Raw genomic sequence first — 23,158 nt, forward strand, 5'->3', positions numbered from 1 at the left:
CGGGACGCGGACGACCGGCCGCCGCTCGGCGCGCGAGCGAACGGGGCGGCACCGGCCTGTTCGGGAAACATCAACCTTGACGGAAGCCTATTGAGCGGCCGGTTTGGTTAACCTTCAGATAAGCCCGGCGCCGTTTCGAAGACCTTCGGCTCGTCAGCGCCCGAGGATGCCGAGCCAGGACGAGACCGGGTCGAGCACGTAGGCGGCGACCGAGGCCGCCCAGCTCCGCGCCCGGGCGCCGAGCGAGCGCTCCGCCTGCGTCCCGCCGCGCGCCGCCATCAGGGCCGCCACGACGGCGTCCTCGCGCTCGCGGCAGGCGTCGAGGGCGTTGCGCTGGTCACCCGCACGGCTCTGGCCCGGGGGCTGGTGGCCGGAGGCCTCCCGTAGGCACTGGTGCCAGGCCTGCTCCAGCCGCTCGATCTCGCCCTGAGGCCGCGTCGGCCCGGTGCCGAGGCCGAGCGACGGCCCGGCGGCGAGGGCGCCCGCGAGAGCGAGGACGAGGCGGAGCACGGGGCGGCGCATACCCGGACCTATCGCCGATTCGTAGGCCTCAAGGCAAGAACGAAGGGGCAACGGATCTCGGGCTGTCCGCCGCACGCCCCGGCGGGCCACGAAAGGACTAAGTCCACGGATCAGCGGATTAGTTTCGCAGCCTTGCTTATCGTCAGCCTGCCCGAACCGGGAATCAGGCCGACGACCGGCGGCCGGGGATCGGGCGCGCAGGGGGGCACCATGCCGGACGGGACGGTTGACGGAGCACGCGCCGAGATCGCGATCGTGGGCGGCGGCCTCGCCGGCTCGCTCGCCGCGGCCATGCTGGGCCGGGCGGGGCGCGACGTGGTGCTGATCGATCCGCACGCCGTCTACCCGCCGGACTTCCGCTGCGAGAAGCTGGAGCAGGGCCATATCGAGGTCCTGCGCCGCACCGGCCTGGCCGAGCCGGTGATCCGGGCCGCGACGCGTGCCGACACGCTCTGGATCGCCCGCTTCGGCCGCGTCGTCGACAAGGTGCCCTTCCGCCAGTACGGCCTCGCCTACGACAGTCTCGTCAACGCGGTGCGGGAAGAGATCCCGCCCACGGTGCGGATCCTGCGGACGGTCGCCGACGCGGTCGAGCCGGACCCGGTCCGACCGCGCGTTCACCTGCCCGGCGGCGGTGCGGTCGCGGCCCGCCTCGTGGTGCTCGCGAGCGGGCTGAACTGGCGGTTGCGCGAGGACCTTGGGATCCACCGGGATCTCGTCAGCGCCTGCCATTCGGTGACCGTCGGGTTCGACATTGAGCGCGCCGACGGCCTGCCCTTCGCGTTTCCGGGACTGCAGTACAACCCGGAGCGCTACGACCAGGGCCTGGCCTACCTGACCCTGTTCCGGATCGGTGCGAGCGTGCGGGCGAACCTGTTCCTGTACCAACCCTTGCGCAGTCCCTGGCTGGCCCGGTTCCGGGCCGATCCCGACGCCGCCCTGCGCGAGCTGATGCCGCGGCTGGAGCGCCTGATCGGTCCCTATCGGGTAGCAGGCCCGGTCAAGGTCCGGCCGACCGACCTGCACGTCGCGCACGGGATCGAGAAGCCGGGTGTCGTGCTGGTGGGCGACGCCTTCGCCACTCCCTGCCCGGCGACCGGTACGGGCTCGCTCAAGGTCTTCACCGACGTGGAGCGGCTCTGCAACCACCACGTCCCGGCCTGGCTCGCCGGGCCGGAGACGGGGACGGACAAGGTCGCGGCGTTCTACGCCGATCCGGTCAAGCGGGCCTGTGATACCCTCTCGGCCGCCAAGGCGTTCGAGCTGCGGGCGCTCTCGACCGGTTCCGGCCTGTCCTGGTCGCTCCGGCGCTGGCTGCGCTTCTTCTTGCGCCTCGCGCGCTGGAACCTGCGCCGCATGCTGCGGTCCCCGCGCACCCGGTTGGACCGCGCGGGGGTGCGGGGCGCCGACGCCGTCTGAGCGGACAGCGTGCCGCAGGAGGCGGCACCATTCCGCCAGAATGCCGTGCTGCAATCCGGCATCGCCCCGAGCAGGCTCAAGGGCGCCGCAACGGTGCCGGTCCGGTCTCCCTCGCCCGCACCCGGCGCGGTGCTGGCGCCGGGATCGGCCGCGTTTCGGCCCGCTTCCTGCACCCGCCCCGATCCTTCCAGGGTTCCCGATCGATGCTGCGCCTGATCCCCTTCTGCCTGCTCCTCGCCACACCCGCCCTCGCCGCCGAGGCTGTGACTGGCCACCCGACCGTGATCGACGGCGACACGATCGATGTGCGGGGCCGGCGCATCGACCTCTACGGGATCGACGCGCCCGAGGCCGCGCAGACCTGCGAGACCGCGTCCGGCACGCCCTACCGCTGCGGGCAGGCCGCCGCCGCGGCCCTGCGCCAGCAGATCGGCAGCGCCGCGGTCACCTGCGAGCCGCAAGGTCCCGCCGCGAAGGAGCGCCTGACGGCGCTCTGCCGGGCGGGCAGCACCGATCTCTCGGCCTGGATGGTCGGGCACGGCCACGCGCTCGCGCTCCGGGAGGCCGCGCAGGGCTACACGCATCAGGAGCGCCGAGCCTGGGCGACCCGCAAGGGCATCTGGGCCGGGGTGTTCGAGGAGCCGGCGGATTGGCGCCACGCGCAAAGCCGCGCGAAGGCGTTGGCGAGCGCGCAGGCCAGCGATTGAGAGGTGGCGGACGCGAGAGGGGCCGCCCGGACGGCGCCTCGATCGTCCTGTGCGCCGCGCGCTAGAGAGCGCTGCTGCGGCGCCCGGCCGGCTTGACCCTGCGGGGCTTCGCCGATGCGACGCGGTGCCGCTGCGCGCGGGCGGGACGAGCCTCCCGATCGAGCCGCGGCCGGTCGTGGATGTCCCCGAAATAGTCGGCGCCGCTCATGCCGAAGGCGCCGCCGGCCACAGGGCCGTCCACCGTCTGCGCCGCAGCGGGCACGGAGACGAGCAGCAGGGCGAGGAGCAGGAGCGGGCGCATGGCGCGAGCATAGCCGGGACCGGCCGGTCGCGTCGAGCTGGCGTCAGCCGGTGCAGGCCGGGTCGGCCTCGCGGCCGAACAGGGCGCCGAGCGCGGCCGCGTTGTCCACCACCGTGACCGCCCCGGCCGCGTAGAGGGCGCCGGGGACGTGATAGCCCCAGCCCACGCCGACCGGGGCCGCGCCCGCCGCCACCGCCATCGCCATGTCGTAGGAGGTGTCGCCGACCATCACAGTCGCGCCCGGGCCGAGGCCCGTCTCGGCCATGGCCTGGAGCAGCATCGCCGGGTCGGGCTTCGAGGGCGCGTCGTCGGCACTCTGGGTGGTGCTGAACCAGCCCTCCCAGCCCTGGACCTCGATCAGGTGGTTCACGCCGCGGCGCGACTTGCCGGTGGCGATCCCGAGCAGCACGTCGTCCCGCGCGTGCAGCCGGGCCACGAGCTCGCCCATGCCGGGAAACAGCGGCTCCTCGTAGGTCGGGTCGAGCCGCAGGGTCTGGAAGGCGCGCTTGTAGCTCTCGGAAAGCGACTGCACCGGCCCATCCTCGCCGACGAGGCGGCGGAAGGCCTGCGGCAGCGACAGGCCCACGACCGAGAGCGCCTCCGCGCGCTCGGGCGCCGGGATGCCGTGCTCGGCGAACGCCATGCCCTGCGCGGCGACGATGAGATGCTGGCTGTCGACGAGCGTGCCGTCGACGTCGAAGACGATGAGCTTCACGGCCGGGCGCGGCTCTGCCGCCTCCTCTGGGTCCTCACGGGCGCGGCCCGGGCTGGGCGGGGGGCTGCGCCTGCGGGGCCGCGCCCCGTACCGCCGGGGGCTGGCGCGGGCGCTCGTAGCCGAGCCGGCAGCGGATGAGGAAGCGCCGCCGTCTGCCGCCCTGCAGGCCCCGCTGGTGCGAGGCCCGGTTGCAGCTCGCGTAGGAGGGGCGGCGGCGTTCGGCGCGGCCACCGCCGGCTGCTGGACGCGCCGGGGCGGCTTGCGGCGCTTGAGACTGGGCCTGCGGCTGCGCCGGCGGCGCTGGGGATTTGGCCTGCGGCGCCTGCTCGGCCGGCGCGGCGGGGGGCTGCGGCGCCGGACGGGGCGGCTGCTGGGCGAGCGCGAATGTCGCCGATCCGAGCAGGCTCAGGGCGGCGAGCCGGGCCAGCGTGGCGTGCTTCATGTCGATGAGGTCTCACCGCGCGGTTCGCAAGACGGGCCTGCGGACCGGTCACGCGCCGGGCCGCCTCCGCGAGAATATTGTTCGACGCACGCGCTTGCCAAGCCGCCTCGCCGAGCCGCCTCGGCCCCCTCGCCAAACCGCACGCACGGGGACCCAGCGCCGCCTCAATCCTCCGGCGCGTCGACCACCGGGTCGTAGCGGGCGGCGTCGAAGCCGAGCAGGTTCCAGCTCTGGGCCATGTGCGGCGGCAGCGGCGCGCTGACGTCCACTGGCCGGCCGGTGCGCGGGTGGGGGATCACGATGCGGCGAGCCAGCAGGTGCAGCCGGTTCTGGATGCCGCCGGGCAGCGCCCAGTTCTCGACGTCGAAATATTTCGGGTCCCCGACGATCGGGTGTCCGATATGGGCGGCGTGCGCCCGCAACTGGTGGGTGCGTCCCGTCACCGGCTTGAACGAGATCCAGGACAGCTTCTGCGCCGCCTGATCGACCATCGCGTAGTAGGTGAGCGCGTGGGAGGCGCCCTCCTCGCCGTGCTTGGCCACCCGCATGCGGGCATCCGCCTCGGCCGGCTCGTCCTTCACCAGATAGGTCGAGACCCGGCCCTGGCGCACCTTCGGCACGCCCGCCGTCAGCGCCCAGTAGATCTTGCGCGCGGCGCGCGAGCGGAAGCTCTTGGCGAGGGTCGAGGCGGCGAGCCGGGTCTTGGCGACGATGAGGCAGCCGGCCGTGTCCTTGTCGAGCCGGTGGACGAGGCGCGGCTTCTGCCCGTCCGGGCCGGTGAGCGCGTCGAGCAGGCCGTCCACGTGCCGCACGGTGCCCGAGCCGCCCTGGACCGCGAGGCCGAAGGGCTTGTTCAAGACCATCATGTCCTGGTCCTCGTAGAGGATCAGCGAGCGCACAAACTCCGCGTCGTCCCGGTCGCGCACTGGGTTGCGCGGGCGAGGCGCCTCCGCGTCGAGCTTCAGCGGCGGCACGCGCACGCTCTGGCCCGGCGCCAGCCTGTCTTGGGATTTCGCCCGCTTGCCGTCGATCCGGAGCTCGCCCTTGCGCACGAGGCTCTGGATCCGGGTGAAGGGGAGTTGGGGAAACCGCGCGGTGAGGAAGCGGTCGACCCGCATCCCGTCCTCGTCCGGCTCGACCGTCAGGGTCTGCACGCCGGAGGCCAGGGTGGCGGAGGCCGCCGCGCGCTGCTCGCGCCGGCTCGGGGCGGGTGCCGCCGCGGGGGCGGCGGGCGTGCGCGGGGCGTCGGTGCGCCGCGGCGCACGCTCTGCCCGGGGCTTCTCGGTCCGGGACTTCTCGAGGCGGACCTTCGCGGGCGCGGGCGCCTCCGCGTCGACCGGTGACCAGGGCTGGCGCGCGTCGCGCTCGTCGCCGCGCAACTGCGCCGCGCGCTGGGCCGCGTCGAGGGCGCTGCTGCGCGGGCCGGTGCGGGCGCGCTCCGGGCGCGCCGGACGCGGCCCGCGGCTCGCGCCGCGTCCGGCGGCCGGACCCTTCGGGGGGCCCTTGGGCGGCCCTTTGCCCGCGCTGGAGCCGCGGCCGCCCTTTCCGGGGCCGCCGCGATGGGGAGGCTTCTGCGTCATGCGGCCGCTGCTATCATCCTGGCCCGACGGCGACAATTCGCCGGCGCGCGATTCGTCATGCGCCGCGCCGCGCGGCCTCGATCGTCAGACCGACGCCGACCGAGCCGAAGGTATCGCCGTCCACCACCCGGGCGCCCGGTACGCAGGCGGTGAGCGCGGCCCGCACGTGCGGCAGGCCGGTCGAGCCGCCGGTGAGGAACAGCGCATCGATCCGCTCCGCGCCGATCCCGGCCTGCGCGAGGCAGCGCCCGACGCGCCCGCCGATGCGCTCGGCCAAGCTTCCCGTCTGGGCGCCGAGGCTCTCCTGGTCGACGGCCGCCCGGAGTCCGCGCTCCACGAAGCCGAGATCGAGGCTCGCCGTGCCCCTGTCGCTCGCGCCGATCTTGGCGCCCTCGACCGCGATGGCGAGGCCGTGGCCTCGCTCGGCCTCGACCACATTGTAGAGCCGGTCGATCAGATCCGGCCGGGCGGCGTCGCGGCGGGTCTCCTCAATCTCCCGCAGGGTCTTGGGGTTGTAGAGCCGGTTGATGCTCGACCACGTCGCGAGGTCGTGAAAATAGGCGTTCGGCACCGCGAGGTCGCCGCGCTTCATCGGGCTCCCGAGGCCGAGCAGCGGCATCACGGTGCCGAGGCTCAGCATCCGGTCGAAATCGGTGCCGCCGATCCGCACGCCGTCATTGGCCAGGATGTCGTCGGCGCGCTCCGCCCGCGCGTGGCGCTCGGGCGAGAGGCGCACGATCGAGAAGTCCGAGGTGCCGCCGCCGATATCGGCGATCAGCGCGATCTCCTCGGCGCGTACGCCCTGCTCGTAATCGAGCGCGGCGGCGATCGGCTCGTACTGGAAGGACACGCTCCGGAAGCCGATCGATTCGGCGATCTCCCGCAGCGTCGCCTCCGCCCGGCGGTCGCCCTCGGGATCGCCGTCCACGAAATGGACCGGACGGCCGTGCACCACCGCGTCGAAACCCGTGCCGGCGGCTTCCTCCGCCCGCGCCTTCACGGCGGCGAGGTAGCGGGCGATGACGTCGCGGAAGCGCAGGCGCTCGCGCCCGAGCGGGGTCGTCTCCTCGACGAGGCCGGAACCCAGCACCGACTTGAGGCTGCGCATCAGCCGGCCCGGCACGCCCTCGACATAGGCCTCGGTGGCGGCCCGCCCGATGATCGGGGGCCGTCCGGGCGCGAAGAAGATCGCGGAGGGGACCGTGAGGTGGCGGCCCTCCAGGGGGACGAGTTCGGGTCGGCCGGCGGCGCTGCGGCCGAGGGTGGTGTTCGAGGTGCCGAAATCGAGGCCGCAGGCCGCCATCAACGCTCTCCGGCGCAGGAATCGTGGGGATCGGACGGGTAAGGGCCGGCCGCTCTACAGGCCGTCGTCCCGCCGGTCCAGAGCCTGAGGCGCGGGGTGGGTCGGCGTCGGACAATCCGGGGGATCCCAAAGGGCCTTAGGCCCTTTGGCGGGGTCCGTGGCGCGTTGCCCCGGGGCAGGCTCCGTCCCGCACCCGCGGAAGATGTCGACCTTTGGAATCCAGAACCTCCGGGCTCAGTCCTCGCCGCGGCGCTCCCGGCGCAAGCGCTCCCAGTGCTCTAGGCGGTCGCGGTAGCGGCTCTCCATGCCGCGCTCGGTCGGCGCGTAGAAGTGCTGGCGGCCCAGCCGCTCCGGCCAGTAATCCTGGCCCGAGAAGGCGTCGGGCTCGTCGTGGTCGTAGCGGTAGCCCTCGCCGTAGCCCATGCGCTTCATCAGCTTGGTCGGCGCGTTGAGGATGGTGCGCGGCGGCGGCAGGGAGCCGGCGGCCTTCGCGACCCGGGTCGCCGCCTTGTAGGCCTCGTAGACCGCGTTCGATTTCGGCGCGCAGGCGAGGTAGACCGTGACCTGCGCCAGCGCCAACTCGCCCTCGGGCGACCCTAAGAAGTCGAAGGCGTCCTTGGCGGCGGTGGCGACGACGAGCGCCTGCGGGTCGGCGAGCCCGATATCCTCCACCGCCATCCGCACGAGGCGGCGCGCGATGAACAGGCGGTCCTCGCCGCCGTCGAGCATCCGGCAGAGGTAGTACAGGGCAGCGTCCGGGTCGGAACCCCGCACGGTCTTATGCAGCGCGCTGATCAGGTTGTAGTGCCCCTCCTGCGCCTTGTCGTAGATCGGTGCGCGGCGCTGCACGATCTCCTGCAGCGTCTCGGCGTCGAGCGTCTCGCCGGGCCGGGCCGAGCGCCAGACCTCCTCGGAGAGCGTGAGCGCGGCCCGCCCGTCGCCGTCCGCCATGCGGACCAGCACGCCGCGCGCCTCCTCGTCGAGCGGCAGGGCCTGGCCGGTCAGCGCCTCGGCGCGGGCGAGCAGCTTGGCCACCGCCGCGTCGTCGAGGCTGCGGAACAGTAGGACGCGCGCGCGCGAGAGCAGCGCCGCGTTCAGCTCGAAGGACGGGTTCTCCGTTGTGGCGCCGACGAGCGTCACCGTGCCGTCCTCCATCACCGGCAGGAAGGCGTCGAGCTGGGCTCGGTTGAAGCGGTGGATCTCGTCCACGAACAGAAGCGTGCCCTGCCCGCCCTGGCGGCGCCTGCGCGCCGCCTCGAACACCTTGCGCAGGTCCGGCACGCCCGAGAAGATCGCCGAGATCTGCTCGAAATGCAGGTCGGTCTGGTCGGCGAGCAGCCGCGCCACCGTGGTCTTGCCGGTGCCGGGCGGGCCCCAGAAGATCAGCGAGCCGAGGCTCTTGGAGCGCAGGAGCCGGGTCAGCGCCCCGTCCGGCCCAGTCAGGTGCTCCTGGCCCACCACCTCGTCGAGCCGGGCCGGCCGCAGCCGGTCGGCGAGCGGTCGGGGGGCGTTGGGATTCTGCGGTGGCGTCGGCTCGGAGGAGGCGAAGAGGTCGGACATCGGCGCATCAACACCGGTCCGGCGCGGGCCGGCAAGCCCGCGCCGCCGGCAATTCCCTGCCGCTCCCCTGGAGCCGTTCCCGATCGCGTTGCAATCGGGAACGGCTCTAGTCCCTTGTTTTGACGCGCTCTCTTGTGCCGAACCGGCGTCCACTTCGGCGGAGAGCGCTCTAGCCCCCGAACACCGAGGTCAGCACCTCGCCGCCGCGGTTGATCGCCACCTCCCACATGCTCATCGGGTTGCGCGTCAGGCGCTCGATGTCCTTGGTCGAGGTGACGGGCGCGCCGTTGATCGCCAGCACCATGTCGCCCTTGCGCAGGCCGGCGCGGGCGGCGAACGAGTTCTCCTCCACCGCCTGCACGGTCACGCCCTCGGAGGGGAAATCGACCTGCATCTCCTCGGCCACCGCCGGCGAGGTGTTGACGAGGGTGGCGCCGAGGAACGGCGAGCGGGTGCGCACCTTCACGGGCTCGCGCGGGCGGGTCTCCGGGGCGGGCCCGAGCTTCACCGGCAGGGTCATGCGGCTGGTGCCGCGCAGGATGCCGAACTTGGTCTGGCCCTGGATGCCCTTGAGCGCGAAGCGGTAGCCGAAGGCCTCCGGGTCGTCGACCGTCTGGCCGTCGACCGAGAGGATCAGGTCGCCGCGCTTCAGGCCGGCCTCCTCGGCCGGGCTCTTCGGGACGAGGTTGGCCACCAGCACGCCGGTCGGGTGGTCGAGGCCCATGCTCTCGGCGATGTCGGGGGTGACGTTCTGGACCCGCGCGCCGAGCCAGGGCCGGCGCACCGTGCTGGCCCCGCCCTTGGCCGAGTCCACCACCGCCTTGACCATGCTGGCGGGGATGGCGAAGCCGATGCCGTGGCTGCCGCCGGACTGCGAGTAGATCGCGGTGTTGATGCCGACGAGCTGTCCGCGCAGATCCACCAGTGCCCCGCCCGAGTTGCCCGGGTTGATCGCCGCGTCGGTCTGGATGAAGAACTGGTAGTCCGACGAGCCGACCTGGGTGCGGGCGAGCGCCGAGACGATGCCCTGCGTCACCGTCTGGCCGACGCCGAACGGGTTGCCGATCGCCATCACGAAGTCGCCGACCTCCAAGCCTTCCGAATCGCCGAAGGGCATCGCGATCAGCCCGCCCGTCGGGTTCTTGATCTTGATCACCGCGAGGTCCGTGCGGGGATCGCGCAGGACGATCTGGGCCTCGAACTCGCGCTTGTCGGCGAGCGCCACCCGCACCTCGTTCATGTTGTCGATGACGTGGTTGTTCGTGATGATCAGCCCGGACTCGTCCAGGATGACGCCGGAGCCGAGGGAGCGCTGCGCCCGCTCGCCGGGCAGGCCGCGGGGCCCGCGCCCGCCGCTCTCCTCGCCGAAGAAGCGGCGCATGAACTCCTCCATGGCGTTCGCCCGCGCGTTCGAGCGCTTCTCGACATGGGAGGCGTAGACGTTGACCACGGAGGGCGAGGCCCGCTTCACCACGGGTGCGAAGGAGAGCTGCACCTCGCCCCGGCTCTGCGGCACGGGCTTGGTGGCGAGACTCTCCTTGGCGGCGTAGGGCTCCGGCGTCTTCTGCTGGGCCTGCGCGGCCTGGGTGAGGGTCGCGAGCGCCAGGGTAGCGCCCGTGGCGGCGCAGAGGATGGGCGCGAGGGTGCGAGGCATGCCGGGCTCCGGATCTGGGGACCGCACGCGACGGCTCCGGAGGCGCGGCGCGAGAAGGCGCGCCCGGGGCCGGATCGCTCTGGTCGTCTGGGGGCTCATATCGCGCCCGGATGCGGCGGGCGAGTGGCCGTTCAGGTGCGCAGGAAGTCCAGCAGGTCGGCGGTCAGGCGTTCCGCGTGGGTGAAGGGCACGGCGTGCGGCGCGCCCTCGTAGGCGACGAAGCGCGCGCCCGGGATCGCGGCCGCCGCGTCCCGACCCGAGATATCCACCGGCACGGTCTGGTCCGCATCGCCATGGATCACCAGCGTCGGCACCTTGAAATGGGGGAGATCGGCCCGGAAATCCGTCTCGCCGAAGGCGCGCACGCACGCGACCGTCGCCTTGGGCGAGGCCAGCATGGCGAGGTTGCCGGTCCATTCGATAAGTTCTGTCGAGGACGGCGAGGAGAACACGCCGACGCCGAAGAAGGTCTTTGCGAAGTTCGCCAGGAAGTGTGGGCGGTCCTGCTTGAGGCCGTCGATCATGCCCTCGAAAACGGAGCGGTCGACGCCGTCCGGGTTATCGGCGCTCTTCAGCAGGTAGGGTGGCACGGCCGAGACCAGCACGGCCTTCGCGACGCGCGCGCCCCCGTGGCGGGACATGTAGCGCGCGATCTCGCCGCCGCCCATCGAGAAGCCGACGAGCGCGACGTCCTGGAGGTCGAGCCCGTCCAGCACCGCCTTCAGGTCGTCCGCGAAGGTGTCGTAGTCGTAGCCCGTCCAGGGCTGGTCGGAGCGGCCGAAGCCGCGGCGGTCGTAGGCGATCGTGCGGAAGCCCGCCTCCGTCAGCGCTGGCTGCTGGTACTCCCACATGTCCGCGTCGAGTGGCCAACCGTGGATCAGCACGATGGGGCGCCCGCTGCCCCAGTCCTTGACGTAGAGCCGCGTCCCGTCCCCGGTCTCGATGAAGGCCATCGCGGTCCTCTTCCCACCCGGCGGCGCTGCCGCCCGCATCCGACGAGGGAAGTCGGCGCGGACCGGAACGTTCCGGCCCGCGCGGGGCTCCGGAGGCCGGCGCTCAGGCCGCCTGCGTCTGGCGCGCGGCGCGGCGGCGCTTGGGCGCCTCGGCGGCGGGCGCCGGCTCGGGCTCCGGCTGGCTGCGGCGCTGCTGGCCGAGGCCGAGGGCGCGGGCCAGCTCCGAGCGCTGCTCGGAATAGCTCGCGCTGGTCATCGGGTAGTCCCGCGGCAGGCCCCATTTCTCGCGGTAGGCCTCGGGCGTGAGCCCGCGCAGGGTCAGGTGGCGGCGCAGCGTCTTGTAGGGCTTGCCGTCCTCGAAGCTCACGAGATGCTCGTGCGTGATCGAGCGGCGGATCTCCTGGGGCGTCGCCTTCTGCGGTCCTGGCGCCGGAGCGTCCTTCCCGGCGAGCCCCGAGAGTGCGCCGTGCACGAGGCCGAGCAGGCCCGGCAGCTCGCTGCCCTGGACATGGTTGTTGCTGACATAGGCGGAGACGATCTCCGCCGTGAGCGCGACGAAGCGTGTTTTGTCAACTTCAGGTTCTGTCATGCTGCAATATCCTGCGCGTTGGTCCGCCCGGTTCACCGCAGACCGAAAGTCGAGTTGCGCCGATGCGTCGTTCGATACAATCGAATCCGGAAATCAGGTCAAGGCAAAACCTCAATGATGCGTAGCAAAACCCGGCTATGCGCTTGTGGAAAGTTGCGCTCGGCTCAACGTCTGAGCAGTTTTTGTTCATCACATCATTGTGATTTCTGAAGTGGATCGAAGACTATGCGGCGTTGCCGTGCGCTCGGTCGGCGATCCTCGGCGGAGCGCGGACGCGCGAAAGCCCGGCGCCCTGTCGGGGTGCCGGGCTTCCCGCGTCGCGGTCGGGTCGCTGGGGCGATACGCTCAGCCGTCGAGGCCGAGCATCAGCCCGATATTCTGCACGGCGGCGCCCGAGGCGCCCTTGCCGAGATTGTCGAGCCGCGCGACCAGCACCGCCTGCCGGTGCGTGTCGGAGCCGAAGACGCGCAGCTCCAGCCGGTCGGTGTCGTTCAGGGCCTCGGGTTCGAGGCGCTCGCGGTGCACGCCCTCCTCCGCGCCCGGCACCACGCGCACGAGCGCGCGGCCGGCGTACCAGTCGGCGAGCGCGGCCTCGAGATCGCCCGCCGCCGGACGGCCCGGCAGCGCGTCGAGATGGAGAGGGATGCTGACCAGCATGCCCTGGCGGAAGTTACCCACCGAAGGGATGAAGATCGGACGGCGCGTCAGGCCGCTATAGGTCTGCGTCTCCGGCAGGTGCTTGTGGCCGAAGCCGAGACCGTAGAGCAGGAAGGGCTCGGCCTCTCCGGCCTCGTAGCGCTCGATCATGCCCTTGCCGCCGCCGCTGTAGCCGCTGACCGCGTTGATGCTGATCGGGAAGTCCGCCGGGATCAGCCCGCCCTCGACGAGGGGGCGCAGGAGCGCGATGGCCCCAGTGGGGTAGCAGCCCGGATTGGCGACCCGCCGGGCCCCGGCGATCACCTGGTCCTGCTCACGGGTGAGCTCGGGAAAGCCGTAGGCCCAGCCGGGGCTGACCCGGTGGGCGGTGCTGGCGTCGAGGATCTTCGGACCGCCCTCCGGCAGCGCGTCGGCGAGCGCCACGGTCTCCCTGGCCGCGTCGTCCGGCAGGCAGAGCACGACGAGGTCGACCTCGGCCAGCAGAGCGCGCTTCACCGCCACGTCCTTGCGGTTCTCGTGCGGGATGCTGCGCAAGTTCACCCGGCCGTCGCGCTCCAGGCGCTCGCGGATGCCGAGGCCGGTGGTGCCCGCCTCGCCATCGATGAAGACCGTCGGCCGCGCGCCCGCATTCGCCATGATGGTGGATTCCCTGCGCGGACGCCGGGTGCGCCCGCTGCGCCGCGGGAGGTGGCCGGTCGTCGCCCCGGTGTCAATGGACGTTCTGTGACGGTCGTCGTCCACAGGCTCCGCAATGCCGCAGGAACATGGTTCCGGGCTGCCTGTTGTCCGCCAAACCTGATGGAGCGGATGTCATGTCTGGAACCGCGAAGAAGACGGATCCCAAACTCTGGGAGAAGGTGAAGTCCGACGTCACCAAGTCATCGAAGGGCGGCAAGCCCGGCCAGTGGTCGGCCCGCAAGGCGCAGATGGCGACCGCCGAGTACAAGAAGGAGGGCGGCGGCTACAGCGGCCAGAAGTCGGACGACAACCACCTGAAGCAGTGGACCGACGAGGAGTGGGGCACGAAGTCCGGTAAGGAGAGTGGCAAGACCGGCGAGCGCTACCTGCCCAAGAAGGCCCGGCAGAAGCTCACGGACGAGGAGTACAAGCGCAGCACCGCGAAGAAGCGGGCCGACAGCGCCAAGGGCAAGCAGTTCTCCAAGCAGCCGAAGGACATCGCCGAGAAGGCGGCGTCCGCGCGCAAGACCGGCAAGTCGGCCAAATCCGCATCCAAGGCCGGAGGCAAGGCGGAGGTGACGAAGGCCGAGCTGATGAAGAAGGCCAAGGCCCAGAACGTCGCCGGCCGTTCGAAGATGTCGAAGGCCGAGCTGGAGCGGGCCGTCCACGCCTGACATGAAAAAGGGCGGCTCCTCGCGGAGCCGCCCTCGAACGATCCCGAGGATCGCGGTTCGCTTAGCGCTTCGAGAACTGGAAGCTGCGGCGGGCCTTGGCGCGGCCGTACTTCTTGCGCTCGACGACGCGGGCGTCGCGGGTGAGGAAGCCCTCGCGCTTCAGCGGGCCGCGCAGCTCCGGCTCGTAGTAGGTCAGGGCCTTCGAGAGGCCGTGGCGCACGGCGCCGGCCTGACCCGAGAGGCCGCCGCCGGCGACCGTCACGACGATGTCGTACTGATCGACGCGGCCCGCGACCTGCAGCGGCTGGCGCAGGATCATGCGCAGCACCGGACGGGCGAAGTAGGTCTCGACCGGGCGCTTGTTGACGGTGATCTGGCCGGAGCCCGGCTTGATCCAGACGCGGGCGACCGCGTCCTTGCGCTTGCCGGTGGCGTAGGCGCGGCCCTGGGCGTCCAGCTTCTGGACGTGGACGGGCGCCTCGTTCTGGGCATCGCTGCCGCCGGCGTTCGACCGGTTGAGGTCGGCGAGGGACTGAAGGGTCGCCATGATCAAGCGCTCACGTTCTTGCGGTTGAGGGCGCCGACGTCGAACGTCTGCGGCTGCTGGGCCTCGTGCGGGTGCTGGGCGCCCTTGTAGACACGGAGGTTGCCGAGGATCTGGCGGAAGAGCGGGCCGCGGGGCAGCATGCGCTCGACGGCCTTCTCGACGACGCGCTCGGGGAAGCGGCCCTCGAGGATGAACTTGGCCGTGCGCTCCTTGATGCCGCCCGGGTAGCCCGTGTGGTGGAAGTAGCTCTTCTGGGTGTACTTCCGGCCGGTGAACTTCACCTTGTCGGCGTTGATGACGATGACGTTGTCGCCGCAATCGACGTGGGGCGTGTAGGCGGCCTTGTGCTTCCCGCGCAGGCGCATTGCCACGATCGAGGCGAGGCGACCCACGACGAGGCCCTCCGCGTCGATCACGATCCACTTCTTGTCGACGTCGGCGGGCTTCAGCGATGTGGTCTTCATGGCCAAGTCCCGTGGCGTGATGGGGTTTCGTGAAAATGAGGCGCCGCCGCGTGGGGACGCGGCGGCGATGACGGGTGCATAGCGGCAGGCGGTTCAGGCGTCAACGCTTTTCTGGGTGCGAATTTTCGAAAAATCCGTTCCTCTGAAGGCACTTAGGTTTATAGGTATCAGGATACCGTATTTCCGTACGCGAGTTCAGGGCCCGCGCGACTCGATCGTCAGCTTCTGCACGCCCTTCGCCAGCTTGGGCTTGCGGGCGCTGATGATGCGGGAATTCACGCCACTCCAGCCGATCTCGCCGGAGAGCCGGCCGTACTCGATCTTCGGGCAGCGGTTCATGACCACGGTGAGGTCCCGCGCCTCGGCGCGGGCGGCTGCCGCGTCGTCGCGCACGCCGAGCTGCATCCAGATCACCCGCGGCGGGTGCGCCAGAGCCAGCGCCTCGTCCACCAGCGGGCCAGCCGCGGCGGAATTTCGGAAGATCTCGACCATGTCGACCGGTCCGGCCAGCTCGGCGAGGCTGCCGGCGACGCGGCGCCCGAGAAGCTCCTGCCCGGCGAGCCCCGGATTGACCGGCGTCACGGCATAGCCGCGGTCGATCAGGTACTTGAGCACAATCCAACTCGGCCGCGCCGGGTTCGCCGAGGCGCCGACCAGCGCGATCGTGCGCGTTTCCCGCAGGATCCGGCGGATCTCGGCGTCGGGGTAGGTGTCGTGGCGGCTCCCCTGGGCCACCGTCGGCGCATATGCGGTCATCGGGAGGTTGTCGGCCGCGGACGCGCCCGCTTCAAGCCCCCTCGGGCGTCAGTCGCCTCCGCCTCCCCCGCCGCACCCTCTATCCCGCAGTCGTCGAACACGTTCCCCTTCGTCCACACGCCGATTTCGTAGTCCATCGCCGCCTCCCGGATGCATCTCAGTCGAGCGTCGTCCAGCCGGAGAAGCCCTCCAGCGGCTCCTGGTCGTAGCGGCTCATCAGGGCGTCCATCGCCGCCTCGTCGCCGAGCCGGTCGGAGGCGGCGAGTTCGGCCAGCCCCTCGAAGAATCCCTCGCGCCCGAGCGCCGGGGTGAAGCTCAGGGTGAAGCTGACGGGGGCCTCGCCGCGGTTGGCGAAGGCGTGGGGCTGGCCGGGCGGGATCAGCACGAAGTCTCCGGGTCCGAGCTCCAGCGTGTGGCCCTCGATCCGTACGGTGAGCCGGCCGGCATGGACCTCGAAGGTCTCGGTGAGCCGGGCGTGGCGGTGGAGGCCGGCGCCGGGCGACCGGGGCGCCAGCTCCATCCGGTAGATGCCGAGCGCGTCCCGGGTCGCCCCGCTGCGGGCGAGGTAGTGCACGCGCATGCCCCCGATCGTGACGTTGGGGACACCCCCTACCCGATAGACCTGACCCATGGCGCCACCTCCTGCCCGTCGGATCCCGACGATGTGGGGCGGCGGGGGGGCAAAAGAAAACCCCGCGCAGGGGATGCCTGCGCGGGGTCGGAGGTTTCGAGCGGTGCGGCCGTTACTCGGCGGCGACCTTATGGGCCTGGCTGCCGTCCGTGTAGGTCTCGGGCGTCAGGCGCTTGCCCGGGGCGGCGCGGCCCGGCAGCGGCGGCAGGGCCTTGGCCTTCTCCAGGTCGATGCCCGCACCCTCGGCGACGCGGCGGCCGTAATCCTCGTCCGCGTGCCAGAAGTGCCAGACCATCCGGAGCTGGATGGGCTCGGGGCACTGCTTCATGTCGGCGACCAAGTTGGCGATCAGGTCGTCGCGCTCCCAATCCTCGAAGGAGCGGTAGCGGACGCCTGCCTGGGTGTAGTCGTCCTCGGTGCGCGAGGTCTGGTAGCGGCCGAGATTGCCCGTGACCGGCTGGTGGTAATCCTTGGCGGGCTTGGGCGCCTCGCGCAGACCCTCGGCCAGCGTCGAGGGCTCGTAGTTGATGTGCCGGTTCGGGCCGGTGCCGTCGACGCCATAGGTCATCTGGCCGTCGCGCTGGTTCGAGTAGACCTTCACGCCGGGCTGCGGCGCGTTGATCGGCAGTTGCAGGTAGTTGGCGCCGACGCGGTAGCGCTGCGTGTCCGAGTAGGACAGGGTCCGGCCCTGCAGCATCTTGTCGTCCGAGAAGTCGATGCCGTCGACGAGCACGCCCGTGCCGAAGGCCGACTGCTCGACCTCGGCGAAGAAGTTGTCCGGCACCCGGTCCAGCACCATGCGGCCCACCGGCAGCAGCGGGAACTGGTCGACCGGCCACAGCTTCGTGTCGTCGAGCGGATCGAACGACAGGTGGTCGTTCGGGCCGTCCGGCATGATCTGCACGCAGAACTCCCACTCGGGGAAGTTGCCGGCCTGGATGTTGTCGTAGAGGTCGCGCGTCGCGTGGCCGACATCCTTGGCCTGGATCTCGGCGGCCTGGGCCGAGGTCAGGTTGCGGACGCCCTGCTTGGGCTCCCAGTGGAACTTGCAGAGCACCGCCTCGCCCTGGTCGTTGACCAGCTTGTAGGTGTTGACGCCCGAGCCCTCCATCTCGCGGTAGTTCGCCGGGATGCCCCAGGGCGACTTCAGATGCGTCACCATGTGGATCGCTTCGGGGTGCTGGGCCACGAAGTCGAAGAAGCGCCACGCCTCCTGCCGGTTCGTCACCGGATCCGGCTTGAACGCGTGGATCATGTCGGGGAACTTGATCGCGTCGCGGATGAAGAAGACCTTGAGGTTGTTGCCGACAAGGTCCCAGTTGCCCTCGACGGTCTTGAACTTCACCGCGAAGCCGCGCGGGTCGCGCTCGGTCTCAGGCGATTCCTTGGCGCCGGCGACCGTCGAGAAGCGCACGAACATCGGCGTCTTGACGCCGGTCTCGTTCAGCACGCGGGCGCGGGTGTACTTGGAGGCGGGCTCGTCGCCGATCTTGCCGTAGGCCTCGAACCAGCCGTGGGCGCCGGCGCCGCGGGCATGCACCACGCGCTCCGGGATCCGCTCGCGGTCGAAATGCGTGATCTTCTCGATGAACTGGTAGTTCTCGAGAGTCGCAGGGCCCCGCTCACCGACCGTGCGCGTGCTCTGGTTGTCACGGACCGGATGGCCCTGGCGGGTGGTCAGGATCGGGCGTTGATCGCTCATGCGTACCGTCTCTCCAAATGGATGAAAGGCTTCGGGCGGCGGTGCGGCCAACCTGGAACCGTTCTGGTGAAGGCTTATGAACCCCCCGTGACCCCGAGGCAAATGCATCGTCACAAAGGCTGTGATAGGCTGCGCCTATGAACGTCTCCGGTCTGTCGCTCCGTGATCTCGAATACGTCGTCGCCGTCGCGGACGAGGGCCATTTCGGCCGTGCGGCGGAGCGCTGCAACGTCAGCCAGCCGACCCTGTCGGTGCAGGTGCGCAAGTTGGAAACCGCGCTGGGCCTCGTCTTGTTCGAACGATCGAACCGGCGTGTCTTGATGACCGCGGCCGGGCAGGCCATCGTGCGGCAGGCTCGCGCGGTGCTCGGCGAGGCGCAGCGCCTCCTGGCGCTCGCGACCGAGGGGCGCGGCGCACCGCTCACCGGGCGGCTGGTGCTGGCCGCGATCCAGACGCTCGGGCCCTACTACTTCCCCCTCGTGCTGCGTCTGCTGCGCCAGGAATTCCCCCTCCTCTCGCTCGCGCTGACCGAGGCGCGCACCGCCGAGATCCTCGACGGGTTGCGGGACGGGCGCATCGACGCCGCGCTCGTCTCCTTGCCGGTTCCGGCGGGCGGGCTCACGGTCTCGCCGCTCTTCGTGGAGCCGTTCTGGCTCGCCTGCCCGGCCGAGCATCCCCTGGCGCAGGGTGGGGCGCTGCGAGCGCGCGACATCGCCGGGCCGGACCTCCTGCTCCTCGACGAGGGCAACTGCCTGCGCGACCAGACGGTGGCGGCCTGCGGCGCGGGAAGCTCGGCCGGCCGCCACGCCACCAGCCTGGAGACCCTGCGCTCGATGGTGGCCGCGGGGGCGGGCTACACATTGCTGCCGGCGCTCGCCGTGCCGGCCGGCCCCGATCCGAGCGGGCTCACCGTGACGCGGGGCTTCGACGCGGACGGGCCGGGCCGCACCATCGCGCTGGCGTGGCGGTCGAGCGACCCGCGGGCCGCTGGGCTCGCGCATCTCGCCGCCTTCTTCCGGGCTCACGCGCCTCCCGCCACCGCGGCCTGCCGCGACGATGCCGCGCGCCCGTCACCCGATCTGCCCCTGCGCAACCGTGACAGGCGGGCCGAAGCGGTGTAGCGCCACGCCGTGTCAGACACCCGGCGCGCCGGGCCTCGCGTCCGGCCGGGATCGCCGTGTCACAGCTCAGGTCACACCTTCGCCCGCTCGCCCTGTGGGGCGCGCTCGTCGCCGTCTCCGCGCTCCTCGCCTACGGCCTGTATCGGGCCCAGTTCCCCGCCGCCCTGCTGGTCGGGCCGATGCTCACCGCCATCGCCTTCGGGGTGGGCGGCGCGGGCCTCGGCGTCCCCCGCCCGGCCTTCATGGCCGCGCAGGCGATGATCGGCTGCCTCGTGGCGCACGCGGTCACCGGCAGCATCGTGGCGACCCTGCGGGCCGACGGCTTCATCATCGTCGCGGTGGTTCTGGTGACGGTGATGGCGGGCGGCGTGGTCGGCTGGGCGCTGACGCGCCTGCGCGTCCTGCCCGGCACCACGGCGGCCTGGGGCTCGTCGCCCGGGGGCGCCGCCGCCATGGTGGCGATGTCGGAGCAGTTCGGCGCCGACCCGCGCCTCGTCGCGTTCATGCAATATGTCCGGGTCGTCGCCGTGGTGCTCACCGCCTCGCTGGTGACGCGGTTCATCTTCTCCGGCCCCGACACCCCCCCGGCCCCGTCCGGAGCCGGGAGCGTCGGCGTGCTCTCGACGTTCACCACCCTGGCGGTCGCCGCCATCGGCGCCGCGATCGCGCTCGCCCTGCGGCTGCCGGCGGGCGCCCTGATCGGTCCCATGGTGCTAGGCGCCGCGCTGCACGCCACCGGGCTCGCCGATATGGCGCTGCCGGCTCCGATCCTCGACCTCGCCTATGCGGCCATCGGCTGGTACGTGGGCCTGCGCTTCACCCGCGAGACGCTCGGCGTGACCCTGCGGGCGCTGCCGGGCATCCTGGTCGCGACCTTCGCGGTGATCCTGCTCTGCGGCGGCTGGGCCTGGGCCCTCACCCACATCCTGGCGATCGACTTCCTCACCGCCTTCCTGGCCACCAGCCCCGGCGGCCTGGACTCGGTGGCGATCATCGCGGTCGGCACCCACGCCGACGTTTCCTTCGTGCTCGCGGTGCAGACCCTGCGGCTCTTCGTGGTGCTGGTCACCGGCCCGCTGCTCGCCAAGTGGATCACGCGCGCCGTTCCCGAGAGGTCCGCCTGATGGGTGAGATCATCATGGCCTTCCTGAATTCCTGGCGGGGCCTGCGCCACGGCGCCCGCACCGAGCGGGCGGTGCGCCAGGAACTCGCGCTCCTGGCGCTCGGTGTGCCCATCGCCCTGGTGCTCGGCGCGAGCCTCTGGGTGAAGGTCGCGCTGATCGCGAGCCTGCTCCTGATGCTCGCCGCCGAGTTCCTGAACACGGCGCTGGAGAAGCTCTGCGACCACCTGCATCCCGATCGCCATCCGGCGATCGGCACCGTGAAGGACCTCGCCTCGGCGGGCGCCTTCCTGGCCCAGATGATCGCGGCGCTCGTCTGGATCGCGGCGCTGATCGAGCGGCTCTCGTAGGGGCCGCCTGCGGCGCTTCGCCTGCGCCGCCGCATACCGGCCCGGACGGGCGTGCGCTCGCATCTCGCCGCGCGAAGGCGTATCTGCCGGGGTCAGATCTGAACCCGCAGCACCGGCGAGCCCGTGACCGACTACATCCGCAAGATCCTCACCGCGCGCGTCTACGACGTGGCGATCGAGAGCCCGCTCGATCCGATGCCGCGGCTGACCGCGCGCCTCGGCCGGCCGGTCCTGCTCAAGCGCGAGGACCTGCAGCCGGTCTTCTCGTTCAAGCTGCGCGGCGCCTACAACAAGATGTCGGGGCTCACCCGGGAGCAGCTCGATCGCGGCGTGGTCTGCGCGTCCGCCGGCAACCACGCGCAGGGCGTGGCGCTGGGCGCGGCCAAGCTCGGCGTGCGCGCGGTGATCGTGATGCCCCGCACCACGCCCGCCATCAAGGTCGATGCCTGCCGGGCCCGCGGTGCCGAGGTGGTGCTGCACGGCGACGCCTTCGACGAGGCGCTCTCCGAGGCCCGCCGCCTGGAGGCCGAGCACGGCCTGACCTTCCTGCACCCCTTCGACGACGCGGAGGTGATCGCCGGCCAGGGCACGATCGGCAAGGAGATCCTGGAGCAGCACACGGGGCCGATCGAGGCGATCTTCGTGCCGATCGGCGGCGGCGGCCTGGCCGCCGGCATCGCGACCTTCGTGAAGTACCTGCGGCCCGGCACCAAGGTGATCGGCGTCGAGCCGGACGACGCCGCCTGCATGGCCGAGGCTCTGAAGGCCGATGAGCGCGTGGTGCTCCCGACGGTCGGCCTGTTTGCCGACGGCGTTGCCGTGCGGCAGGCCGGCGAGGAGACCTTCCGCCTCTGCCGCGAACATCTCGACGGGGTGATCACGGTCGACACCGACGCGATGTGCGCGGCCGTGAAGGACATCTTCGACGACACCCGGGCGGTCTCCGAACCCTCCGGCGCGCTCAGTCTCGCCGGCGCCAAGGCCTGGGCGGCGCAGAACCCGGGCGCCGGTACGCTCGTGGCGATCTCGTCGGGGGCCAACCTCAACTTCGACCGGCTGCGCCACATCGCCGAGCGCGCCGAGATCGGCGAGGAGCGCGAGATCCTGATCGGCGTCACGATCCCGGAACAGCCCGGCGCCTACCGCGCCTTCATCCAGGCGCTCGGGCCCCGCGCGATCACCGAGTTCAACTACCGCTACGCGAAGGGCGCGGACGCCCAGATCTTCGTCGGCATCAACCTCTCCGGCGGCAAGGCGGAGAAGCGGGCGCTGATCGCGGGGCTGCAGGACGGCGGCTACCGCGTGCTCGACATGAGCGACAACGAGATGGCCAAGGTCCATGTGCGCTACATGGTCGGCGGCCGGGCGCTGGGCTTGGCCCACGAGCGGCTCTACCGCTTCCAGTTCCCGGAGCGGCCGGGCGCGCTGCTGCGCTTCCTCGAGGCGCTCGGCGAGGACTTCAACATCAGCCTGTTCCACTATCGCAACCACGGCGCCGATTACGGCCGGGTGCTCTGCGGCATCGAGGTTCGCCCGGCCGACCGGCCGCGCTTCGATGCGGCGATCGCGGCGCTGGGCTACCCGTGCTTCGACGAGACCGACAACCCGGCCTACCGGCTCTTCCTCGACAACGCCTCGGCCGGCGCGGCGCTCGCCGCCGAGTAGGGCGAGCCGTCAGGCGATCCCGAGCATCGCCTTCTCGCGCTCGTAGGCGGCCCGCACCGCGTCCTGGCCGTAGGCGCGCTCCAGGCGACGCACGGTGAAGTGCCCGCGGGCCATCGTCTGGAAATGGTTCATGAAGGCGGTGTTGACCGTGGCGCCGCCCACCGCGCCGAGGATCGGCACGGCCTGTGCGGCGACCTTCTGCGAGACCACGATGCCGAAGCGCGCGGCGATCTGCGCCGTGAGGCGCACCAGGGCGGGCGCGCTCTGGTCCAGCAGCGTCTTGCTGCCGGCGTAGCGGGCGGCCTCCGCCATGGTCTTGGCGAGCGCGGCGCGCACCGCGAAATAGCCGCTCTCGGTGAGGCTCTGCCCGGGCCGGCCGCCCAGCGCGAAGACCTGCACGCAGGCGAGCGCGCCCTCCGGCGTCTCCAGATCCTCGCCCTCCTCCCGGGCGATCTCGGCGATCGAGCGCAGCATGATCGTGGTCGATACCGGCAATTCCACCGCGAGCGTGGCGAGGCCGAAAGCCCCGCCGACCGCGCCCGACACGGCGGCGAGCGCCTTGTGGGCGGTCTCGCTCGACCCGAACAGCCGCGCGAGCCGGCTCTCGATCCGCTCCTCGGCCTTGACGGCGACCTCGACCGCGGTGCCGCCTCCCTCCCCGTCGCCCGCCACAACCTGCTTGCGCGGCAGGGTCGCCAGCGCCACCCGCAGGGCGCCGCGCATCGCGGCCTCCGTGCTGCGGCCGACCACCTCCGTCACGGGTGCCGGCAGCGAGCGGCCGATCATGTCGAGGGGGGCGCCTGCCGCCGCCGAGAGCCGCGCTGCGAGGCCCGGCTGCTCCAGCGCGCGCACGGCGCGGCGCAGCGCCGCCAGATCCTCGGGGCTCAGTTCGACGCTCGCCGGCTCGATCGGGGCCGGCAGGGTCTCGTCGGCGCGGATGAGGTCGCTCACGGTCCGTGTCCTCGACTCGAGCTTCGGGCCTCGCGGATGCAGGCCGCCGGAGGGCTGCCGCGCGCCGGGGGGCCGCCGCGGCCGCGTGGCCCTGAG

General features: G+C 71.8%; 24 protein-coding genes. 7 read left to right on the forward strand and 17 right to left on the reverse strand.

All coding sequences use genetic code 11. The features are described 5' to 3' along the window. Positions 1-153: 153 nt before the first annotated feature. Positions 154-522: a hypothetical protein gene (locus DK427_RS21545; RefSeq protein ID WP_109953161.1), complete on the reverse strand. Its 369-nt coding sequence runs from the start codon at positions 520-522 to the stop codon at positions 154-156. Between the two features lie 210 nt (positions 523-732). On the opposite strand from DK427_RS21545, the gene DK427_RS21550 reads away from it, so the two are divergent. Continuing rightward, positions 733-1,941 (forward strand): FAD-dependent oxidoreductase, encoded by a 1,209-nt coding sequence (locus DK427_RS21550; RefSeq protein ID WP_109953162.1) that lies wholly within the window; start codon positions 733-735, stop codon positions 1,939-1,941. Positions 1,942-2,144: 203 nt separating this feature from the next. Continuing rightward, complete coding sequence (locus DK427_RS21555; protein WP_109953163.1) at positions 2,145-2,648, forward strand: thermonuclease family protein; 504 nt, start codon at positions 2,145-2,147, stop codon at positions 2,646-2,648. Positions 2,649-2,709: 61 nt separating this feature from the next. Here the strand turns inward: DK427_RS21555 and DK427_RS21560 are convergent, their stop codons facing one another. From DK427_RS21560 to argC, 10 genes are all read right to left on the reverse strand, one after another. After that, complete coding sequence (locus tag DK427_RS21560; protein WP_109953164.1) at positions 2,710-2,949, reverse strand: hypothetical protein; 240 nt, start codon at positions 2,947-2,949, stop codon at positions 2,710-2,712. A gap of 43 nt (positions 2,950-2,992) precedes the next feature. Beyond that, positions 2,993-3,664, reverse strand: a complete 672-nt coding sequence (locus DK427_RS21565) for an HAD-IA family hydrolase (protein ID WP_109953165.1) — start codon at positions 3,662-3,664, stop codon at positions 2,993-2,995. 34 nt (positions 3,665-3,698) lie between these two features. Then, positions 3,699-4,106 carry a hypothetical protein gene (locus DK427_RS21570; RefSeq protein WP_109953166.1) on the reverse strand — a complete coding sequence of 136 codons (408 nt, stop codon included), beginning with the start codon at positions 4,104-4,106 and terminating at the stop codon, positions 3,699-3,701. 164 nt (positions 4,107-4,270) lie between these two features. Then, positions 4,271-5,686 carry an RluA family pseudouridine synthase gene (locus tag DK427_RS21575; RefSeq protein ID WP_109953167.1) on the reverse strand — a complete coding sequence of 472 codons (1,416 nt, stop codon included), beginning with the start codon at positions 5,684-5,686 and terminating at the stop codon, positions 4,271-4,273. A 55-nt stretch (positions 5,687-5,741) separates the two neighbouring features. Further along, positions 5,742-6,989 (reverse strand): Hsp70 family protein, encoded by a 1,248-nt coding sequence (locus tag DK427_RS21580; RefSeq protein ID WP_109953168.1) that lies wholly within the window; start codon positions 6,987-6,989, stop codon positions 5,742-5,744. Positions 6,990-7,223: 234 nt separating this feature from the next. Beyond that, entirely contained in the window at positions 7,224-8,549 is a 1,326-nt protein-coding gene (locus tag DK427_RS21585; RefSeq protein WP_109953169.1) for a replication-associated recombination protein A, read from the reverse strand. A 169-nt stretch (positions 8,550-8,718) separates the two neighbouring features. Beyond that, the gene (locus tag DK427_RS21590) at positions 8,719-10,203 is read right to left on the reverse strand and encodes a DegQ family serine endoprotease (protein ID WP_109953170.1); all 1,485 of its coding nucleotides are present in this window, start codon (positions 10,201-10,203) and stop codon (positions 8,719-8,721) included. 131 nt (positions 10,204-10,334) lie between these two features. Continuing rightward, a complete protein-coding gene (locus tag DK427_RS21595; protein WP_109953171.1) occupies positions 10,335-11,156 on the reverse strand; it encodes an alpha/beta fold hydrolase in 822 nt (273 codons plus the stop codon). 103 nt (positions 11,157-11,259) lie between these two features. Next, complete coding sequence (locus tag DK427_RS21600) at positions 11,260-11,745, reverse strand: Ros/MucR family transcriptional regulator (protein WP_109953172.1); 486 nt, start codon at positions 11,743-11,745, stop codon at positions 11,260-11,262. A 345-nt stretch (positions 11,746-12,090) separates the two neighbouring features. Then, positions 12,091-13,038, reverse strand: coding sequence for an N-acetyl-gamma-glutamyl-phosphate reductase (argC, locus tag DK427_RS21605; protein ID WP_109953173.1), 948 nt, complete (start codon positions 13,036-13,038; stop codon positions 12,091-12,093). A 176-nt stretch (positions 13,039-13,214) separates the two neighbouring features. Here argC and DK427_RS21610 point away from each other — a divergent pair, with 176 nt between their 5' ends. Further along, positions 13,215-13,754, forward strand: a complete 540-nt coding sequence (locus tag DK427_RS21610; RefSeq protein ID WP_109953174.1) for a hypothetical protein — start codon at positions 13,215-13,217, stop codon at positions 13,752-13,754. A gap of 61 nt (positions 13,755-13,815) precedes the next feature. Here DK427_RS21610 and rpsI read toward each other — a convergent pair whose 3' ends face one another. The 5 genes from rpsI to DK427_RS21635 all read right to left on the reverse strand — a co-directional run bounded on the left by rpsI (position 13,816) and on the right by DK427_RS21635 (position 17,854). Beyond that, positions 13,816-14,301 (reverse strand): 30S ribosomal protein S9, encoded by a 486-nt coding sequence (gene rpsI / locus DK427_RS21615; RefSeq protein ID WP_066924432.1) that lies wholly within the window; start codon positions 14,299-14,301, stop codon positions 13,816-13,818. A 2-nt stretch (positions 14,302-14,303) separates the two neighbouring features. Continuing rightward, positions 14,304-14,765, reverse strand: a complete 462-nt coding sequence (gene rplM, locus DK427_RS21620) for a 50S ribosomal protein L13 (RefSeq protein ID WP_066924431.1) — start codon at positions 14,763-14,765, stop codon at positions 14,304-14,306. Positions 14,766-14,960: 195 nt separating this feature from the next. After that, positions 14,961-15,521, reverse strand: a complete 561-nt coding sequence (locus DK427_RS21625; RefSeq protein WP_109953175.1) for a CoA-binding protein — start codon at positions 15,519-15,521, stop codon at positions 14,961-14,963. 157 nt (positions 15,522-15,678) lie between these two features. Continuing rightward, positions 15,679-16,152 carry a cupin domain-containing protein gene (locus DK427_RS21630; protein WP_109953176.1) on the reverse strand — a complete coding sequence of 158 codons (474 nt, stop codon included), beginning with the start codon at positions 16,150-16,152 and terminating at the stop codon, positions 15,679-15,681. A 112-nt stretch (positions 16,153-16,264) separates the two neighbouring features. Then, positions 16,265-17,854 (reverse strand): catalase, encoded by a 1,590-nt coding sequence (locus DK427_RS21635; RefSeq protein ID WP_109953177.1) that lies wholly within the window; start codon positions 17,852-17,854, stop codon positions 16,265-16,267. A 137-nt stretch (positions 17,855-17,991) separates the two neighbouring features. Between DK427_RS21635 and DK427_RS21640 the strand changes: the two genes are divergently transcribed. The 4 genes from DK427_RS21640 (at position 17,992) to ilvA (ending at position 22,111) form a co-directional block, all read left to right on the forward strand. Continuing rightward, positions 17,992-18,975 (forward strand): LysR substrate-binding domain-containing protein, encoded by a 984-nt coding sequence (locus DK427_RS21640; RefSeq protein WP_109953178.1) that lies wholly within the window; start codon positions 17,992-17,994, stop codon positions 18,973-18,975. Between the two features lie 56 nt (positions 18,976-19,031). Next, a complete protein-coding gene (locus DK427_RS21645; protein WP_109953179.1) occupies positions 19,032-20,099 on the forward strand; it encodes an AbrB family transcriptional regulator in 1,068 nt (355 codons plus the stop codon). Then, a complete protein-coding gene (locus tag DK427_RS21650; protein WP_109953180.1) occupies positions 20,099-20,446 on the forward strand; it encodes a diacylglycerol kinase in 348 nt (115 codons plus the stop codon). Before DK427_RS21645 ends, DK427_RS21650 begins: the two co-directional genes overlap by 1 nt. Before the next feature lie 123 nt (positions 20,447-20,569). Further along, positions 20,570-22,111 (forward strand): threonine ammonia-lyase, biosynthetic, encoded by a 1,542-nt coding sequence (gene ilvA, locus DK427_RS21655; RefSeq protein ID WP_109953181.1) that lies wholly within the window; start codon positions 20,570-20,572, stop codon positions 22,109-22,111. A gap of 9 nt (positions 22,112-22,120) precedes the next feature. Here ilvA and DK427_RS21660 read toward each other — a convergent pair whose 3' ends face one another. Beyond that, positions 22,121-23,062 carry an EcsC family protein gene (locus DK427_RS21660; RefSeq protein ID WP_109953182.1) on the reverse strand — a complete coding sequence of 314 codons (942 nt, stop codon included), beginning with the start codon at positions 23,060-23,062 and terminating at the stop codon, positions 22,121-22,123. Positions 23,063-23,158: the final 96 nt, after the last annotated feature.

It is taken from the genome of Methylobacterium radiodurans (assembly GCF_003173735.1).
Classification (GTDB): Bacteria; Pseudomonadota; Alphaproteobacteria; order Rhizobiales; family Beijerinckiaceae; genus Methylobacterium; species Methylobacterium radiodurans.

Excerpts from the sequence above, each read along its gene's own strand:
- DK427_RS21545 (WP_109953161.1), bottom strand. The coding sequence starts at position 522 with ATGCGCCGCCCCGTGCTCCGCCTCGTCCTCGCTCTCGCGGGCGCCCTC.
- DK427_RS21550 (WP_109953162.1), top strand. The coding sequence starts at position 733 with ATGCCGGACGGGACGGTTGACGGAGCACGCGCCGAGATCGCGATCGTG.
- DK427_RS21555 (WP_109953163.1), top strand. The coding sequence starts at position 2,145 with ATGCTGCGCCTGATCCCCTTCTGCCTGCTCCTCGCCACACCCGCCCTC.
- DK427_RS21560 (WP_109953164.1), bottom strand. The coding sequence starts at position 2,949 with ATGCGCCCGCTCCTGCTCCTCGCCCTGCTGCTCGTCTCCGTGCCCGCT.
- DK427_RS21570 (WP_109953166.1), bottom strand. The coding sequence starts at position 4,106 with ATGAAGCACGCCACGCTGGCCCGGCTCGCCGCCCTGAGCCTGCTCGGA.
- DK427_RS21575 (WP_109953167.1), bottom strand. The coding sequence starts at position 5,686 with ATGACGCAGAAGCCTCCCCATCGCGGCGGCCCCGGAAAGGGCGGCCGC.
- DK427_RS21580 (WP_109953168.1), bottom strand. The coding sequence starts at position 6,989 with ATGGCGGCCTGCGGCCTCGATTTCGGCACCTCGAACACCACCCTCGGC.
- DK427_RS21585 (WP_109953169.1), bottom strand. The coding sequence starts at position 8,549 with ATGTCCGACCTCTTCGCCTCCTCCGAGCCGACGCCACCGCAGAATCCC.
- DK427_RS21590 (WP_109953170.1), bottom strand. The coding sequence starts at position 10,203 with ATGCCTCGCACCCTCGCGCCCATCCTCTGCGCCGCCACGGGCGCTACC.
- DK427_RS21595 (WP_109953171.1), bottom strand. The coding sequence starts at position 11,156 with ATGGCCTTCATCGAGACCGGGGACGGGACGCGGCTCTACGTCAAGGAC.
- DK427_RS21600 (WP_109953172.1), bottom strand. The coding sequence starts at position 11,745 with ATGACAGAACCTGAAGTTGACAAAACACGCTTCGTCGCGCTCACGGCG.
- argC (WP_109953173.1), bottom strand. The coding sequence starts at position 13,038 with ATGGCGAATGCGGGCGCGCGGCCGACGGTCTTCATCGATGGCGAGGCG.
- DK427_RS21610 (WP_109953174.1), top strand. The coding sequence starts at position 13,215 with ATGTCTGGAACCGCGAAGAAGACGGATCCCAAACTCTGGGAGAAGGTG.
- rpsI (WP_066924432.1), bottom strand. The coding sequence starts at position 14,301 with ATGGCGACCCTTCAGTCCCTCGCCGACCTCAACCGGTCGAACGCCGGC.
- rplM (WP_066924431.1), bottom strand. The coding sequence starts at position 14,765 with ATGAAGACCACATCGCTGAAGCCCGCCGACGTCGACAAGAAGTGGATC.
- DK427_RS21625 (WP_109953175.1), bottom strand. The coding sequence starts at position 15,521 with ATGACCGCATATGCGCCGACGGTGGCCCAGGGGAGCCGCCACGACACC.
- DK427_RS21630 (WP_109953176.1), bottom strand. The coding sequence starts at position 16,152 with ATGGGTCAGGTCTATCGGGTAGGGGGTGTCCCCAACGTCACGATCGGG.
- DK427_RS21635 (WP_109953177.1), bottom strand. The coding sequence starts at position 17,854 with ATGAGCGATCAACGCCCGATCCTGACCACCCGCCAGGGCCATCCGGTC.
- DK427_RS21640 (WP_109953178.1), top strand. The coding sequence starts at position 17,992 with ATGAACGTCTCCGGTCTGTCGCTCCGTGATCTCGAATACGTCGTCGCC.
- DK427_RS21650 (WP_109953180.1), top strand. The coding sequence starts at position 20,099 with ATGGGTGAGATCATCATGGCCTTCCTGAATTCCTGGCGGGGCCTGCGC.